Raw genomic sequence first — 14494 nt, 5'->3', positions numbered from 1 at the left:
GCCATGACAAGCCCCGACAGCATGACCGTCTTCGACCGCGCGCTGGTCCGCCGCCGCCGCGACCGCGCCGTCGCCGAATTCTCCGACCACTCCTTCCTGTTCGAGGAGATCGCCGACCGGCTGGCCGACCGGCTGGAGGACGTGATCCGTCCCTTCCCGCTGGCGCTGGACGTCGGCTGTCACGACGGGGCGATGGGCCGCATCCTGAACGGCCGCAAGGGGATCGAACGGCTGGTCGCCTGCGACCTGTCGCCGGACTTCGCCCGCGCAGCCCTGGCTCCCGGCAACCCCACCGTCGCTGCCGCAATCGCCGCCGACGAGGAGTTCCTGCCCTTCGCCCCCGGCAGCTTCGATCTGGTGGTCAGCAATCTCAGCCTGCATTGGGTCAACGACCTGCCGGGCGCCCTGGTGCAGATCCGGCAGGCTCTGAAGCCCGACGGCTTCTTCTGCGCCTCCATGCTGGGCGGCCAGACGCTGGCCGAGCTGCGCCGCTGCCTGTACGAGGCGGAGATGGAGGTGGCCGGCGGCGTTTCCCCCCGCGTGTCGCCCTTCGCCGAGATCAAGGATGCCGGAGGGTTGCTGCAACGCGCCGGCTTCGCCCTGCCGGTGGTCGACAGCGACGTCATCACCGTCACCTATTCCGACGCCTTCGCCCTGATGCGCGAGCTGCGCGGCATGGGCGAGACCAATGCCGTGCTGGCGCGGCGCAAGGTTCCGGCAACCCGCGCCCTGCTGTTCGACGCGGCCCAGCGCTATGCCCAGCTCTATGCCGAGCCGGACGGGCGGATTCCGGTGACCTTCGAGGTGCTCTATCTCGCCGGCTGGTCGCCGCACGAAAGCCAGCAGCAGCCGCTGAAGCCCGGCAGCGGGCAGATTCCGCTGGGCGATGCGCTGAAGGGCGGCGGTATTCACTAAATCATGGTGAGGGGCCGGTTCACGCAACCAGCTTCCAGGCCATCCAGCCCAGCACCCCGGCGTTCACCAGCATGATCGCCGGGGCGACGCGGGCGACGGCGGTCCGCCATGTGCGGCCGGCGACATGGCCGGCCAGCCCTACCGCCAGCAGGCTCGGCACCGTGCCGAGCGCGAAGGCCATCATGCCGAGCGCGCCGGTCAGCGCGCTGCCGCTCGCCGCCGCCACCGCGATGGCGCCATAGAGCATGCCGCAGGGGATGAAGCCCAGCGCCACCCCCAGCCCATAGCCGCGCCAGCCGGTCGGGTTGCCGAACAGCGGCCGGGCGAGGCGCGACACCCGCTCTCCCCACCAGCGCTGCACTCCGCCGCTTCCCAGCGACGGCGCTTTCGGCAGCCAGGACAGGATGTTGCGCGCCGCGTAGCCGAGGAAGAACAGCGCCGCCAGCGCCAGTAGGGCGACCGACAGCCAGCGCAGGCCGGGCAGCGCCCCGACATGGCCGGCGACCGAGGCCGACAGCGCGCCGACCAGCGCATAGGTGGTCGCCCGCCCGGCATGGTAGGGCAGGACGGCGGCCCCGGTCAGGCGCCGGAACTCCGACATCGCCGACAGCGGCACCCGCTCCAGCCGTGCCGAGACCTGGGCCAGCACGAAGGGGCCGCACATGCCGGTGCAATGGGTGGTCCCGCCGACCAGCCCGGCGGTCAGCAGGGCCAGCAGCAGCCCGCCGTCGCGGTCGATGACCAGGGCGCACTGGTTCAGTCCGGCATCCAGCAGCGACAGGGCGTCCAAGGCAGGGCCTCTCCGATTCGGGAACTGGCGGCGATCTTAGGGGGAGGGGTGGGCGGTCCAATGACGTGGGTCAATGGATTTGGGGTGTGGGGGGAAGCGACCGGGGGGCTGTTTGTCGTGGGGTGTACGATGCCCCTCCCTAACCCTCCCCCACCCTCGGCCGGCCAAAGGCCGGTCCGATAGTGGGAGAGGGGACTGCCGCCGCTCTGCCACTGACTCCCTCTCCCGCGGAACGCGGGGAGGGTTGGGGAGGGGGCATTCGCCAGCCGACACCTTATGGTCGGTCGCTTAACCCCACGCCCTCAGGCCAGCAGGCGGGCAATGGGTGGGCGGCTGGGGTGGAGGACGACGCCGTCGTCGGCCGGCTCCACCTTCGCATCGGGATAGGCCGCCAGCGCATATTGCAGCGCCTGCACGAAGCGCGGCTTGAAATGCTTCATCTGGTCGTAGCCGGCGCCGAACTGGGCATAGAGCGACGGCCAGGAGATCGGCTGCGGCCGGCTCAGCGAATGCAGCCGGTAGGCCAGCCAGACATAGAGGTCCAAGCTCAGCGAGCGGTCCTTCAGCTGCCGCACCGCCTCCTCCAGCAGGGGCACCGGATGGTCGCGCAGGGCCTGGAAGAAGGTCTCGTCCAGCTGGACCACGTCGTTCCACAGCGTGCCCTGGCGGTCGTCGCCGAGATCGTCGTGGAAGATCAGGCCGCGCTTGACGATGCCGCCCTTCTCGAACACGTCGGCATTCTCGCCGTCCCAGAAGAACTTCAGGGTGCAGGCGGAGATGCGGAGCGACTGCTCGCGGAAGCCGCGGAAGGTCTCGCCGCCGACGCTGATGCCCATGCGGGTCAGCCAGTCGCGCATGGAACGGCCGAGTTCGACCTCGCGCCGGCCGGTGCGCACCGCCTGGGTCTGCAGATAGATCAGGATCATCCGCGCCCGCGCGCCATAGGGCACGCCGAACAGCTTCACCTTGCCGTTCACCTTCAGCCGGCCCGGTTCGACCAGCAGCGTCACCTGATGGCCGCGCTTTTCCCACGGAGCGTCGTCGGCCAGCTTCTTGTGCGGCAGGCTGGTCAGGCAGAAGCCGCTGTAGGTGATGCCGAGATGCTGGTTCTCGTCCGCCAGGATGTCGGCGGCGATGTCCACCAGCGTCCGCTCCTCGGGCCGGACCAGCGCGCGCGCCTTGTCCCGCCCATGTTCGATCACCAGCCTGTGTATGTCGCCCATCGCCGCCCCGCCCAGATGTTGTGGCATCCTGGTGAGCGGCGGACGCCGGAGTCAATGTGGGGTTAGGCGACCGTGCTAGTCGACGGTTAGTTGTTAGACTTATTAGTTGAGTCGCCGCTTATCCCCATGGGGAAAGCCCGAGTCGCGCCGCTTTTCCCCACGAATCCGCCGCTTTTCCCCACGGGGATGGGGGTGGACAAAAGGGCTTGGTCGCTTTTCCCCACGGGCGGCGAAGGGCGACTCGCGACGGTTGCGGAGGGACTCGGGAGACGGGTGGTCGCTTAACCCCACGGGTGGGGGAAGGGGCATTCGATGCCACTCCCCCGTTCCCCTCAATGGCTCATCAGCACCGGAACCGTCATGTGTTGCAGCATGAAGCGGGTCATGCCGCCCAGAACCAGTTCGCGGAAGCGGGAGCGGCCGTAGGCGCCCATCACCAGCAGGTCGCAGCTTTCGTCCGCGGCGGTGTTCAGCAGGGTGTCGCCGGGTTCGACCACGTCGGTGGCGACGTGGGTGGCCTCCACGCGGCAGCCGTGGCGGGACAGGTGGCGGGCGATGTCGGCGCAGGGCTCGTCGCCCAGGCCGTTGGGACCGGGCTTCGGATTGGCGGCCATCACCACGACGCGCTTGGCGGCGGCCAGCAGCGGCATGGCGTCACCGATGGCGCGCGCGGCCTCGCGGCTGCCGTTCCAGCCGACCAGGATGCGTTCGCCGATGCTGGCGAAGCGGCCGGCATAGGGCACGACCAGAAGCGGCCGGCCGCAGTCGAACAGCAGGTCGGCCGGCTGCGCCACGGGCTGGTCGCGGTCGCGCTCGGGATCGGGCTGTCCGACCACCACGAGGTCGGCGTAGCGGCCGCGCACCGCCGCGGCGATGGTGGGATCGCCTTCCTGGACCAGCCACTCCGAACGGTCGGTCAGGCCGTGATGGCGCATGGTGTCGTCGAAGGCAGCGGCCATGCGGGCGGTGTGGTCGTTGCGGGACCGGCGCTGGCTCTCGCGCAGTTCCTGCGGGATCTCGGCTTCGATATAGCCGGGGAACACGACGTCGGTGAAGGCGTAGAGCGCGGTCAGATGCGCATCGCACCGGGCCGCGAGCCGGGCCGCGAGGTCGAGACGCGCTGCGGACGCGGGCGTATCGTCGACGACCACCAGAATGTCCTTGAGAGCCATGGCGTGATTCCTGCCCATTGGTTGTGACCGTTGCCGTCATCGCCAATCGAAACAGGGGGCGATGCACGGGCGGGGCGGCGCGGCGGACGACCTCGACAGCAGCGGCCCGCACGCGTTGGCCCCACTTGCCTTGGCAGTATAAATCCGCCGGCGGTTGCGGATGTCATTCCTTTACAGGGCACAGCCATGCCTTGTTCGCGTTCCTGCACCGCACACAAACGACTCCGGAGCGGATGGCTGTGCAAGGATACAATCCCAGGCCGCAAGGACTGCGGCGGGAAACGCGGGTCCTATATTCGCCGGCAAAGAGCGAAGCAAAAAGCCTGGATTGCATGTCGATTCAACCTGCAACCCGGGCTTGAGTGAATACTATTATATGCGGCTGTGTCTTCGTCGCACCGGCTGTAGAAACCTCCAAGCTCTGTTGCGTCCGGGTGCCTTTGGTTTTGACGGACGGGTGACACTTCGCGTAAGTGTTGGGTATCGATTTCCTGATGAGTACCCCGCTCTAACCTCGCCATGAGTCCAGATCCCCGAATCTCCGCGCTGGCCGACGCACTGTCGGGTGCCGCCTCCGGTGCGCCGGGGCTTGACGCCCTGCGTCAGATTCTCGACGCGATGACCGTGAAGGTGGCGCTGATGGACCCGCAGCGGCGGCACATCTACGCCAACCGCGCCTATCTGGAGATGATGGGGACCAGCCTGGACAAGGCGCTGGGCACCACCATCGGCGAGCATCTGGGGCCGGAACTGCAACGCAGCACCGTGGCGCTGGCCGAACGCGCGCTGGCGGGCGAGACGGTACAGACGGAGGGGTGGATCACCCAGGCCGACGGGCAGCAGCGCTACGTGACGCGGCTGCATGCCCCGCACCGGACGGACGACGGCGCCATCTCCGGCTATTTCGTCATCCTGCAGGACATGACCGAACGCCGGCAGGTGCAGGACGACCTGTTCCGCCTCGCCTATTACGACCCCGTGACCGGGCTGGCCAACCGCCTGATGCTGCTGAAGCACATGGCGGACTACCGCAACATGGGCGAGCCGTTCACGCTGGTCATCCTGGACATCGACCGCTTCGCCGAAATCCGCAGCAGCATGGGCCAGGGCTTCGCCAACGAGCTGCTGGACGATCTGGCGCAGCGGATGGGGGCGCAGGCCGCCGCCTTCGACCTGATCGCGCGGGTCAGCGACCACGCCTTCGCCCTGCTGGCCGGCGGCGCCTGCGACCGCCCGGCGCTGGAGGCCGCCATCGACGAACTGGCGGCGGTGGTGCGCTCCGCCCGCTCCAGCTCCGGCGGCACGGTGTTCCTGTCGGCCAGCATCGGCGTGGTGGAGGCCCAGCCCGGCCACGAGCGGCCGGAGGACGTGCTGCGCGACGCCGAGATCGCCACCGCCCGCGCCCGCGAACAGGGCGGCGGCCGGCAGGCCTGGTTCGACCCGGCGATGCATTCCCATGTGGTCGAGCAGGTGCGGCTGGAGCATGACCTGCGCGGTGCGCTGGCCAGCGGCAGCGACCTGTGGGTGGCCTACCAGCCGATCGTGGAGATGGTGACCGGCGGTCTGGCCGGGTTCGAGGCGCTGATGCGCTGGAACCACCCCGAACGCGGCAACATCCCGCCCGGCATCTTCATCCCCATCGCCGAGAGCACCGGTCTGGTGGTGTCGCTCGGCACCTGGGTCCTGCGGCAGGCCTGCCTGCAGATCGCGGAGTGGCAGGACCGGCGCGAACCGGGCTCCGCCCCGCTGTTCATGAGCGTCAACCTGTCCACCCACCAGCTGTCCGATCCCAACTTCGTCCAGGTCGTGCGCGAGGTCCTGCGCGAGACCGGGGTGGAGCCGTCCTGGATCAAGCTGGAGCTGACGGAAAGCGCCGTCATGGACAAGGCGGAACAGTCGATCCGCCTGCTGCGCGACCTGCGGGCGCTGGGCATCAAGCTGTCGATCGACGATTTCGGCACCGGCTATTCGTCGCTGTCCTACCTGCACAAGCTTCCCATCGACAGCCTGAAGGTCGACCGCTCCTTCGTTTCGGCCATGCACCAGTCGGAGGAAAACCGCGCCATCGTCCGCATCATCATGGATCTGGCGCGTCTTCTGGGCTTCGACGTGATCGCCGAGGGCATCGAGACCAGCGCCGACGCCAACCTGCTGCGGGCGCTGGCCTGCGACTACGGCCAGGGCTACCACTTCGCCCGCCCGCTGCCGCCGGACGAGGCGGGCAAGCTGGTGGGCGGGGACGTGCCGTGGCAGATGCCGCGGTGAGGGGTGGTTTAGCGGTGCCCCTCCCTAACCCTCCCCACCTTCGGTGGGAGAGGGGACTGCCGCCGCTTCGGCATTTACGTTACGCAAACAAGCGTCCTGCCCCCTCTCCCTCGAAGAGGGGGAGGGATGGGGAGGGGGCAATCCGCTCAGTCCCCCCGAACTCACTTCCCCCGAACGAACTTCGGCGTTCCCGCGGCGCTGGGCAGCAGGCGGACGGCGTAGGGGCTGGTGCGCATCTGCGCCACCGCCTGGGCCGGGCCGGGCACCATCTCGCGGTAGCCGACGACCAGGTCGCCCCCCTTCTGCTGCACGCTGTCGATGGTGACGCCGTAGCCCGCCGTGTCGCGGGGGCCGAGGAACACCGCCACCGCCATCCGGCCGCCGGGCAGGGAGGTCGGGGCCGGTTCGCCGACGCGCGCCCACAGCGCCGTCCATTCGGCGCCGTCGCGGGCGACGACATAGGCGCGCTCGGCGGCGCTGCTGTGGTCGCCCTGCCAGACGGTGCCGGCCTCCGCCTGGGCCGGCAGCAGGTTGCCCTCGGCGCGGTCGGTGCCGCTCTGGCAGGCGGTCAGCACAAGGGCGGGGGCGAGAACCAGCGGGATCAGGCGCAGACGGGACGGCAGCTTCATGGGACGGTCAGGCGCTCCGCGGCAGGATCGTCTCGACCAGCGACGCCCAATAGCTGGCGCCGGTGGTCAGGATCGCGTCGTTGAAGTCGTAATGCGGGTTGTGCAGGCGGCAGGACGGACCGCGGTGGCCGCCATGGCCGAGCCAGATGTAGGCGCCCGGCCGCTCCTTCAGCATATAGCCGAAGTCCTCCGCCGCCATGGTCGGGGCGGGGGCCCAGACGACATTCTCCTCGCCCACCACCCGGGCGGCCGCGGCGGCGGCGACGCGCGCCTCCGGCTCGCTGTTGACCGTGGCGGGATAGCCGGGGCGGAAGCGCAGCTCGGCCTTGGCGCCCAGGCCCTCGGCGATGCTGGAGACCAGGCGGGCGAACTGTTCCTGGATGCGGCGGTGATTCTCTTCCGTGAAGGTGCGCATGGTGCCGAGCATCCGCGCGCCGTCGGGGATGACGTTGGCCGCGGTGCCGGCCTCCACCACCGTGATCGACACCACGGCGCTGTCGGCCGGGTTGGTGCCGCGGCTGACCAGGCTCTGCGCCGCGGTGATGATGTGGGCCGACACCAGCACCGGGTCGATGCCGCGGTGGGGCATGGCGGCATGGGCGCCGTGGCCGGTCACATGGATCTCGAACTGGTTGGCTGCGGCCATCACCGGGCCGGGATGGACGGCGATCTGGCCGGCCGGCAACTCCGGCCAATTGTGCAGGCCATAGACCTGCTCGCAGTCGAACTGACGGAACAGGCCGTCGTCGATCATCCGCTTCGCGCCGCCCAGCCCTTCCTCGGCCGGCTGGAAGATGAAGTGGACGGTGCCGTCGAAGTTCCGCGTCTCCGCCAGATAGCGGGCGGCGCCCAGCAGCATGGCGGTGTGGCCGTCATGGCCGCAGGCGTGCATCTTGCCAGCATGGCGCGAGGCATGGTCGAAGTCGTTCGCCTCCGGCATCGGCAGCGCGTCCATGTCGGCGCGCAGGCCGATGGCCCGGCCGCTGCCGGTGCCCAGCCCCTTCAGCGTGCCGACCACGCCGGTCCCGCCCAGGCCGCGATGCACCGGGATGCCGAACTCCGCCAGCTTCGCGGCGACGATGTCGGAGGTGCGCACCTCCTCGAACCCCAGTTCCGGGTGGGCGTGGATGTCGCGCCGCCACGCGGTCATGTCGTCCTGGAAGGCGGCGATGCGGTTGTTGATCGGCATGTCTCTAACACTGGTTGGAACGGCCGGATGCCGTTCGGGGAAGGTGGTGGAAGTGTCGTTGCGGAAGCGGAACGGCTAATCGGGAGCCGTCGTGTCGGGAACGGCCATGCCGCGCCGCACCGCCGGCCGGTCGGCCATGGCGTCGTGCCAGCGCTTCAGGTTGGGGAAGCGGTCGAGCAGCCCGCCGCCCGCCACCGCCGCGGCGGCGATGAAGGGGAAGCAGGCGATGTCGGCGATGGAATAGCTGGTGCCGCCCAGATGCTCCGCAATGCCCAGCCGGTCCTCCAGCGCCGAATAGCAGCGCATCAGCTCGCCCTTATAGAGGTCGATGGCGTGGGGGATGCGGTCCGGTGCGCGGGCGGCGAAGCGCTGCATGTCGATGGCGGTGGGTCCGAGATCGCTGACGCCCAGCATGAACCAGCTCATCGCCTCCGCCCGCTCGTCCTCGTCCTCGGGCAGCAGGCGGCCGGTGCGCTCGGCGAAATGCAGCAGGATGGCGCCGGAGCCGAACAGGCGGCGCACCCGGCCGCCCGGCAGTTCCTCCACCAGGGCGGGGATCTTGGTGATCGGGCTGATCGCCAGGAAATCGGGCCGCTTGTTCTCGCCGGCGGCCAGATCGACGCGGTGGACAGCGTAGGGCAGCCCCAACTCCTCCAGCAGGATGGAGGCCTTGCGTCCGTTGGGCGTGGGGAAGCTGTAGAGCGTGAGCATGCGGTGACGGTCCCTGCGCTCTGCACGGGGGCGGTTCCCCGGGAGCGATGGCACAGTCTGGCCGATTTGCGCGGCGAACGCCAGCGACAGCGCTGGCAATTCGGGGAACTCAGAACAACGAAGCGCAGCCGTCCGGCTTCACGATGCGCGTGGCCGACGGCGGGTTGGCCGCCAGCTTGGAGGCTGGGCGGATCGGCCGCCGCACCAGTTCGCCCCCGCAGTTGGGGCAGCGCTGCCCCGGCAGCCGGGCGCGGCAGTCGGCGCAGAAGGTGCATTCGAAGGAGCAGATGTAGGCGTTCTCCGCCGCGGGCGGCAGGTCGCGGTCGCAGCATTCGCAGTTGGGGCGCAGGTCCAGCATGGCGCGGTCTCCGGTATGGGATGCGCCATGAGGATAGCCGGACGTGCGGTGGATGAAGAGTGGCGCGGTTGACGGCGGGCGTGAAGATCCTGCCAAAGAGGGGGAGGGGACGCCTACATCGCCTCCGCCCGGCGGCCGAAGAGGGCGCGGAGCTTGCGGCCGATGCTGCCGCCCAACATGCCGTGGCCGCCATCGGCCTTGGGGAACCAGCCGGGATCGTCGGTCTGGAAGCGGCGGATGACATGGACGAAGGCGTCGACCACGTCGGGGTCGAAATCGCGTCCCGCCCGTTCGACGATCCAGGAGATCGCCTCCTCCACCGGCCAGGCGCCGCGGTACTGGCGGCTGGTGATCAGCGCGTCGAACACGTCGGCCACCGCCATGATGCGGGCGCCGATGGGAATGGCGTTGCCGCGCAGCCCTTCCAGATAGCCCGACCCGTCATAGCGTTCGTGGTGGTAGCGCGCGATCTCCGCCGCGATGGACAGCAGCGACCGGCCGCGCAGCGGCACCGCCGCCTCGGCCAGGATGCGGTGGCCGATCTCGGTGTGGCGCTGGATCATCTGCATGTCGATGCCGGTCAGCTCGCCCGGCATGCCCAGCGTCGCGTCGGACACGCTCAGCATGCCGACATCGTGCAGCAATGCCGCCAGCCCGACCTTCTCGACGAAGTCGGCGTCCAGCTCGTCGCCGAACTTCCCGCGCTGGTGCAGCTCGCGGGCGATGGAGCCCACCAGCTTCTCGATGCGCTGCAAATGGCCGCTGGCGGCGTTGTCCTTGTATTCGGCGAGCGCCCCCATCGCCAGGACGGTGGCCTTCTGCGAGGTGTTCAGTTCCTCGATCAGCAGGGCGTTCTCGAAGGCGATGGAGCATTTGTTGCGGAACAGCTCCAGCAGCTGCCATTCGCGCGCGGTGCCGTCGTTGCGTCCCTCGACATAGATCATGCCGGTGATGCCGCCGTTGGCGCGCAGGCGCAGGGCGCAGAAATCCGGCTCGATGATGGTTTCGCTGCTGGGCGACAGCCGTTCCAGCGCCGCCTCCACCCGCGGTTCGCCGAGGTCCGAGACCTCCACGTCCTTCCATTTGGCGAAGCGGCCGGTGGAGGCGCGCACGCGGATCTTGCGGTCGCGCGGCAGCGTGTCGCCCTGGATGCACAGCAGCGCATGGTGGCCGATGCCGAGCAGCCCGACGACGCGCGGCAGGATGTTGGGGAACAGCACGTCGGGCGTGCGCATCTCCAGCAGGCCGGTGGTGGCGACCAGCATGCGGGCCAGCCCCTTGCGTCCGGCGGCCAGCGCCTGGAGGCTGGCGAAGGTGCGCAGCTGTCCGGCCACGGCGGCGCGGAGCGCGCGCGGCGTCAGTTCCGCCTTCATGCGCCAGTCGCCGACGTCGTTGGCGGCGATGGCCTCGTCCTCCGCCGGGATCTCGGGATCGCCGGTGCAGACCAGGATGCGGGTGCGCTGGTTGCCCAGATCGCGGCGCAGATGGGTGACCAGTTCAAGACCGGCCCGGTCGCCTTCCAGCGCGATCTCCAGCAGGATCAGGGCGGTGTCGGGATGCCGCTGCAGGGCGTCGCGCGCCTCGGCGGCGGAGGCGGCGCCGACCAGCGCGACGCCGGCGCCCTCGATGGACAGCCCGTCCAGCGCCGACCGGGACGTCGCCAGAAGCGACGGGTCGGGATCGACGACCAGGACCTTGAACGGTGGCTTGGCGACCGGACCGGCCATCCCCGGCCGTGCATCGTCGTGGAGCATGGCATTCCCAGCGGTTGCGCGTTCGTCGTGCGCGTCCGCCAAAGTAATCCCATCCGGATATTCATTCAACCGAGGACGAAGGGTTTGCCGGCGATAACCGCGCCTGCGACGATGTAGCCTTCCCCGGACCCTCAGCCGGCGACGATGGCGGCCACCACTTCGGAGGCGAGAAGGGTGGGGTTGACCGGCTTGGAGATGACGCGCTTCACGCCCAGCTTGGCGAAGGCGGCGGCGGCCAGTTCGGACGGAACCTTGTCCTCGATGGCCGACAGGATGACGACCGGCATCTCCGGCCGCAGGGACCGCGCGGCCTTGATGACCTCGAACCCGTCATGGTCCGGCATGATGATGTCGGTCAGGACGAGGTCGAACTTCTCCACATAAAGGATGCCGATGGCTTCGGGGGCGCTGGCGCACAGGGTCAGCTCATGGCCTTCGCGGGTCAGGATCGCACGGATCAGGTTGCGCGTGACCGGATCGTCGTCCACCACCAATAGCTTGGCCATGCCAGTCCCCGTCGCGTTCATGCCGCGCGCAGATATAGCCTGAACCCCAGGTTAAGCCAGCGGCAAGTTTGTGACCCCCCATTGTCTCCAAGCGTGTCAAAATGTCACGCGGCGTGCAGGGCATGCTGTGAGAAACGGGCCGGTTCGGGCCCGCCGGTCTTGGAATGGTCTGTCCGTTTGGGGTAGTGTCCGCCCGCACCCCACGGACCAACAACGAGCAGACGCAAGACCGATGTTGCTTCCCAACGCCGTCCGCCGATTTGCCGGGGCCGCCTTTGCCGGTTCTGTCCTCTCCGCATTTCTTGCCGCCGGGCTGACTGCCGCGCCGGCCGCCGCCGCCGACCCGCGCCATCTCGGCACCTTCAAGGATTGGAACGCCTTCGCGTTCGAGGAGAAGGGGCAGAAGGTCTGCTACATCTCCAGCCAGCCCAAGAAGACGGAGCCGAAGGCCAAGCGCGGCGACATCTACACGCTGGTCACCCACCGGCCGTCGGAAAAGACGCTGGACGTCGTCAGCATCATCGTCGGCTATCCGTTCAAGAAGGGCAGCGAGGCCGAGGTCTCGATCGACGGCAAGGAGTTCAAGCTGTTCACCGACGGCGAGACCGCCTGGGCCCGCGACGCCGAGGGCGACCGCGCGGTGACCGCCGCCCTGCGCAACGGCAAGCAGATGGTGGTGAAGGGCGTGTCCGGCCGCGGCACCAAAACGACCGACACCTACAGCCTGGCCGGCGTCGGTCAGGCCTATGACGCCATCAACGAGGCCTGCGGCGTGAAGCGCTGATCGCCGCAGCGGTTTACTCGGTCTTTTTCCCTCGAGTCTTTTGACTCCGCGCGCGCATGGCCCTATGTAATGGGGCCATGAGCGCCTCCAATCATGCTTCCGCCTTCGTTCTGCCGGCGACCGATGCCGACGGACGCAAGAACCTTGTCGGCCTGTCCCGCGAAGAGCTGGAAGCCGAGATGCTGTCGGCCGGCCTGGAAAAGTTCCGGGCCCGCCAGCTCTGGCACTGGATCTACCACCGCGGCTCCACCGATTTCGCCGAGATGACCACGCTGGCCAAGCCGGTGCGGGAGAAGCTGGCCGGCGCCTATGTCGTGGCGCGGCCGACGGTGGTGAAGGACCTGAAGTCGGCGGACGGCACCCGCAAATGGCTGCTGCGCATGCCCGACGGGCAGGAGGTGGAGAGCGTCCACATCCCCGAGGAGGACCGCGGCACGCTCTGCGTCTCTTCCCAGGTCGGCTGCACGCTGACCTGCCGCTTCTGCCACACCGGCACGCAGCGCCTCGTGCGCAACCTGGACGCGGCGGAAATCGTGGCGCAGGTGATGCTGGCGCGCGACATGCTGGGCGAATGGCCGGCACCGCCCGACGGGCGCATGCTGTCCAACATCGTCATGATGGGCATGGGCGAGCCGCTGTTCAATTACGACAACGTCGCCAAGGCTCTGAAGATCGTGATGGACGGCGACGGCATCTCGATCTCCAAGCGGCGCATCACGCTGTCGACCTCCGGCGTCGTGCCGATGATGGAGCGCTGCGGCGAGGAACTGAACGTCAACCTCGCGGTCAGCCTGCATGCGGTGACCGACGAGCTGCGCAACATCATCATGCCCATCAACCGCAAGTATCCGCTGCGCGACCTGATGGAGGCCTGCCGCAACTACCCCGGCCTGTCCAACGCCCGGCGCATCACCTTCGAATATGTGATGCTGAAGGGCGTGAACGACACGCCGGCCGATGCGCGGGCGCTGGTGAAGCTGCTGGAAGGCATCCCGGCCAAGATCAACCTGATCCCCTTCAACGAATGGCCGGGCGCTCCCTACGAGCGGTCGACTTCGCGGGCGATCCAGGTGTTCGGCGACATCGTCAACAATGCCGGCTATGCCAGCCCGGTCCGCACCCCGCGCGGCGAGGACATCATGGCCGCCTGCGGCCAGCTGAAGAGCGCCAGTCTGCGCATGACCGCCGCCGAGCGCGCCGCCATCGCCGCCGTCATCGCGGAGAAGGACGCGGCGCTGGCCTCCTAGGAAGCCGGGCGAACTACGGGGTGTCTTGCGGGGGTATCGCGCGGGGGCGCTGAACATGGTCGCGGAGGGCGGGTCAATGGGGATCGGGCAAGGCCTTCCGGCACCGGTGCCCTGCCGCCTGTGCGGCGCCGACAGCGTCCCCAGGTTCGAATTGCTGCTGATGGGGCGTCACCGGGCCGGGTTCTTCGAATGCACGGGCTGCGGATCGATGCAGACGGAAAAGCCGTACTGGCTGGCTGACGCCTATGCCGATCCCCGTCCTCTCACCGATGTCGGCATCGTCGCCCGCAGCTTCGATCTGTCGATGCGGGTGGACCTGATCCTGTCGATGCTCGGCGTCGGCGCGGACGCCGTCTGTCTCGACTGGGCCGGCGGCAACGGCCTGTTCGCAAGGATCATGCGGGACCGCGGCTGGAACGTCTTCCTGCACGAGCCCTACACGCCGAACTTCTATGTGCCCTTCCACTCCGCCGAACAGGCCGGGGTGGAGCGGGCGGACGTGGTCACCGCATTCGAGGTGCTGGAGCATCTGCCCGATCCAGCGCGCGACATCGAGGCGCTGTTCGGCTTCGATCCGGACATTCTGATCGTCACGACCGAGCTTTACGCCGGACAGGACCGCAGCTGGTACTATTTCGGCGAGAACAACGGTCAGCATGTCTTCTTCTACAGCCGCAAAGGGCTGGAGCTGATCGCTCGCCGGCATGGGCGCGGACTGATAACCGCCGGATCGATGCATTTCCTGCTGCGCCCCAAACCGCGGCGCTGCGCCTACGGGATGGCGGAAATCCAGGCGCTGGCCGCCCTGCTGGGGGATCCGGAACGACTGCATGCCAAGGCGATGGAGCGGATGTCGGACCATATGCGCTCGCCCTTCCGCCATGCCCTGCGCGACCACCAGGACATTCTCGCCCGGATGCAGGCGGGCGAGGTGCCCGCCTGATGCCGTGC

General features: G+C 68.7%; 14 protein-coding genes. 5 read left to right on the top strand and 9 right to left on the bottom strand.

All coding sequences use genetic code 11. From position 1 onward, the window contains the following. The first annotated feature begins 3 nt into the window (after positions 1 to 3). A complete protein-coding gene (locus AB8P05_RS08180) occupies positions 4 to 915 on the top strand; it encodes a methyltransferase domain-containing protein (protein ID WP_472757586.1) in 912 nt (303 codons plus the stop codon). Between the two features lie 19 nt (positions 916 to 934). Here AB8P05_RS08180 and AB8P05_RS08175 read toward each other — a convergent pair whose 3' ends face one another. From AB8P05_RS08175 to AB8P05_RS08165, 3 genes are all read right to left on the bottom strand, one after another. Further along, positions 935 to 1705 (bottom strand): sulfite exporter TauE/SafE family protein, encoded by a 771-nt coding sequence (locus AB8P05_RS08175; RefSeq protein WP_472757585.1) that lies wholly within the window; start codon positions 1703 to 1705, stop codon positions 935 to 937. Positions 1706 to 2007: 302 nt separating this feature from the next. After that, on the bottom strand, positions 2008 to 2955 hold the full coding sequence (locus AB8P05_RS08170) for a replication protein RepA (protein ID WP_472757584.1): 948 nt from the start codon (positions 2953 to 2955) through the stop codon (positions 2008 to 2010). A gap of 305 nt (positions 2956 to 3260) precedes the next feature. After that, positions 3261 to 4100 carry a universal stress protein gene (locus AB8P05_RS08165; RefSeq protein ID WP_472757583.1) on the bottom strand — a complete coding sequence of 280 codons (840 nt, stop codon included), beginning with the start codon at positions 4098 to 4100 and terminating at the stop codon, positions 3261 to 3263. 519 nt (positions 4101 to 4619) lie between these two features. On the opposite strand from AB8P05_RS08165, the gene AB8P05_RS08160 reads away from it, so the two are divergent. Beyond that, positions 4620 to 6365 carry a putative bifunctional diguanylate cyclase/phosphodiesterase gene (locus tag AB8P05_RS08160; protein WP_472757582.1) on the top strand — a complete coding sequence of 582 codons (1746 nt, stop codon included), beginning with the start codon at positions 4620 to 4622 and terminating at the stop codon, positions 6363 to 6365. 161 nt (positions 6366 to 6526) lie between these two features. On the opposite strand, the gene AB8P05_RS08155 is transcribed toward AB8P05_RS08160, so the two are convergent. The 6 genes from AB8P05_RS08155 to AB8P05_RS08130 form a co-directional block, all read right to left on the bottom strand. Continuing rightward, complete coding sequence (locus AB8P05_RS08155; protein ID WP_472757581.1) at positions 6527 to 6994, bottom strand: protease complex subunit PrcB family protein; 468 nt, start codon at positions 6992 to 6994, stop codon at positions 6527 to 6529. A gap of 7 nt (positions 6995 to 7001) precedes the next feature. Then, positions 7002 to 8183 carry a M20 aminoacylase family protein gene (locus tag AB8P05_RS08150; protein ID WP_472757580.1) on the bottom strand — a complete coding sequence of 394 codons (1182 nt, stop codon included), beginning with the start codon at positions 8181 to 8183 and terminating at the stop codon, positions 7002 to 7004. A gap of 75 nt (positions 8184 to 8258) precedes the next feature. Further along, positions 8259 to 8894, bottom strand: a complete 636-nt coding sequence (locus tag AB8P05_RS08145) for a glutathione S-transferase family protein (protein WP_455172746.1) — start codon at positions 8892 to 8894, stop codon at positions 8259 to 8261. Between the two features lie 109 nt (positions 8895 to 9003). Then, complete coding sequence (locus tag AB8P05_RS08140; protein ID WP_455172745.1) at positions 9004 to 9252, bottom strand: DUF1272 domain-containing protein; 249 nt, start codon at positions 9250 to 9252, stop codon at positions 9004 to 9006. A gap of 113 nt (positions 9253 to 9365) precedes the next feature. After that, positions 9366 to 11006, bottom strand: coding sequence for an HD domain-containing phosphohydrolase (locus tag AB8P05_RS08135; RefSeq protein ID WP_472757579.1), 1641 nt, complete (start codon positions 11004 to 11006; stop codon positions 9366 to 9368). A gap of 131 nt (positions 11007 to 11137) precedes the next feature. Continuing rightward, positions 11138 to 11512 (bottom strand): response regulator, encoded by a 375-nt coding sequence (locus AB8P05_RS08130; protein WP_472757578.1) that lies wholly within the window; start codon positions 11510 to 11512, stop codon positions 11138 to 11140. A 232-nt stretch (positions 11513 to 11744) separates the two neighbouring features. On the opposite strand from AB8P05_RS08130, the gene AB8P05_RS08125 reads away from it, so the two are divergent. The 3 genes from AB8P05_RS08125 to AB8P05_RS08115 all read left to right on the top strand — a co-directional run bounded on the left by AB8P05_RS08125 (position 11745) and on the right by AB8P05_RS08115 (position 14486). Next, positions 11745 to 12296 carry an invasion associated locus B family protein gene (locus AB8P05_RS08125; protein WP_472757577.1) on the top strand — a complete coding sequence of 184 codons (552 nt, stop codon included), beginning with the start codon at positions 11745 to 11747 and terminating at the stop codon, positions 12294 to 12296. A gap of 77 nt (positions 12297 to 12373) precedes the next feature. After that, the gene (gene rlmN / locus AB8P05_RS08120; protein WP_472757576.1) at positions 12374 to 13543 is read left to right on the top strand and encodes a dual-specificity RNA methyltransferase RlmN; all 1170 of its coding nucleotides are present in this window, start codon (positions 12374 to 12376) and stop codon (positions 13541 to 13543) included. Between the two features lie 76 nt (positions 13544 to 13619). Beyond that, positions 13620 to 14486, top strand: coding sequence for a class I SAM-dependent methyltransferase (locus AB8P05_RS08115; protein WP_472757575.1), 867 nt, complete (start codon positions 13620 to 13622; stop codon positions 14484 to 14486). Positions 14487 to 14494: the final 8 nt, after the last annotated feature.

The organism is Azospirillum sp. VT-I1 (assembly GCF_055698305.1).
The sequence above is the reverse complement of the archived record's forward strand: the minus strand, read 5'-3'. Positions and strand labels throughout refer to the sequence as shown.

Coding starts and splice junctions, on each gene's coding strand:
- AB8P05_RS08180 (WP_472757586.1), top strand. CDS start 4: ATGACAAGCCCCGACAGCATGACCGTCTTCGACCGCGCGCTGGTCCGC.
- AB8P05_RS08170 (WP_472757584.1), bottom strand. CDS start 2,955: ATGCCACAACATCTGGGCGGGGCGGCGATGGGCGACATACACAGGCTG.
- AB8P05_RS08165 (WP_472757583.1), bottom strand. CDS start 4,100: ATGGCTCTCAAGGACATTCTGGTGGTCGTCGACGATACGCCCGCGTCC.
- AB8P05_RS08160 (WP_472757582.1), top strand. CDS start 4,620: ATGAGTCCAGATCCCCGAATCTCCGCGCTGGCCGACGCACTGTCGGGT.
- AB8P05_RS08155 (WP_472757581.1), bottom strand. CDS start 6,994: ATGAAGCTGCCGTCCCGTCTGCGCCTGATCCCGCTGGTTCTCGCCCCC.
- AB8P05_RS08150 (WP_472757580.1), bottom strand. CDS start 8,183: ATGCCGATCAACAACCGCATCGCCGCCTTCCAGGACGACATGACCGCG.
- AB8P05_RS08145 (WP_455172746.1), bottom strand. CDS start 8,894: ATGCTCACGCTCTACAGCTTCCCCACGCCCAACGGACGCAAGGCCTCC.
- AB8P05_RS08140 (WP_455172745.1), bottom strand. CDS start 9,252: ATGCTGGACCTGCGCCCCAACTGCGAATGCTGCGACCGCGACCTGCCG.
- AB8P05_RS08135 (WP_472757579.1), bottom strand. CDS start 11,006: ATGCTCCACGACGATGCACGGCCGGGGATGGCCGGTCCGGTCGCCAAG.
- AB8P05_RS08130 (WP_472757578.1), bottom strand. CDS start 11,512: ATGGCCAAGCTATTGGTGGTGGACGACGATCCGGTCACGCGCAACCTG.
- AB8P05_RS08125 (WP_472757577.1), top strand. CDS start 11,745: ATGTTGCTTCCCAACGCCGTCCGCCGATTTGCCGGGGCCGCCTTTGCC.
- rlmN (WP_472757576.1), top strand. CDS start 12,374: ATGAGCGCCTCCAATCATGCTTCCGCCTTCGTTCTGCCGGCGACCGAT.
- AB8P05_RS08115 (WP_472757575.1), top strand. CDS start 13,620: ATGGGGATCGGGCAAGGCCTTCCGGCACCGGTGCCCTGCCGCCTGTGC.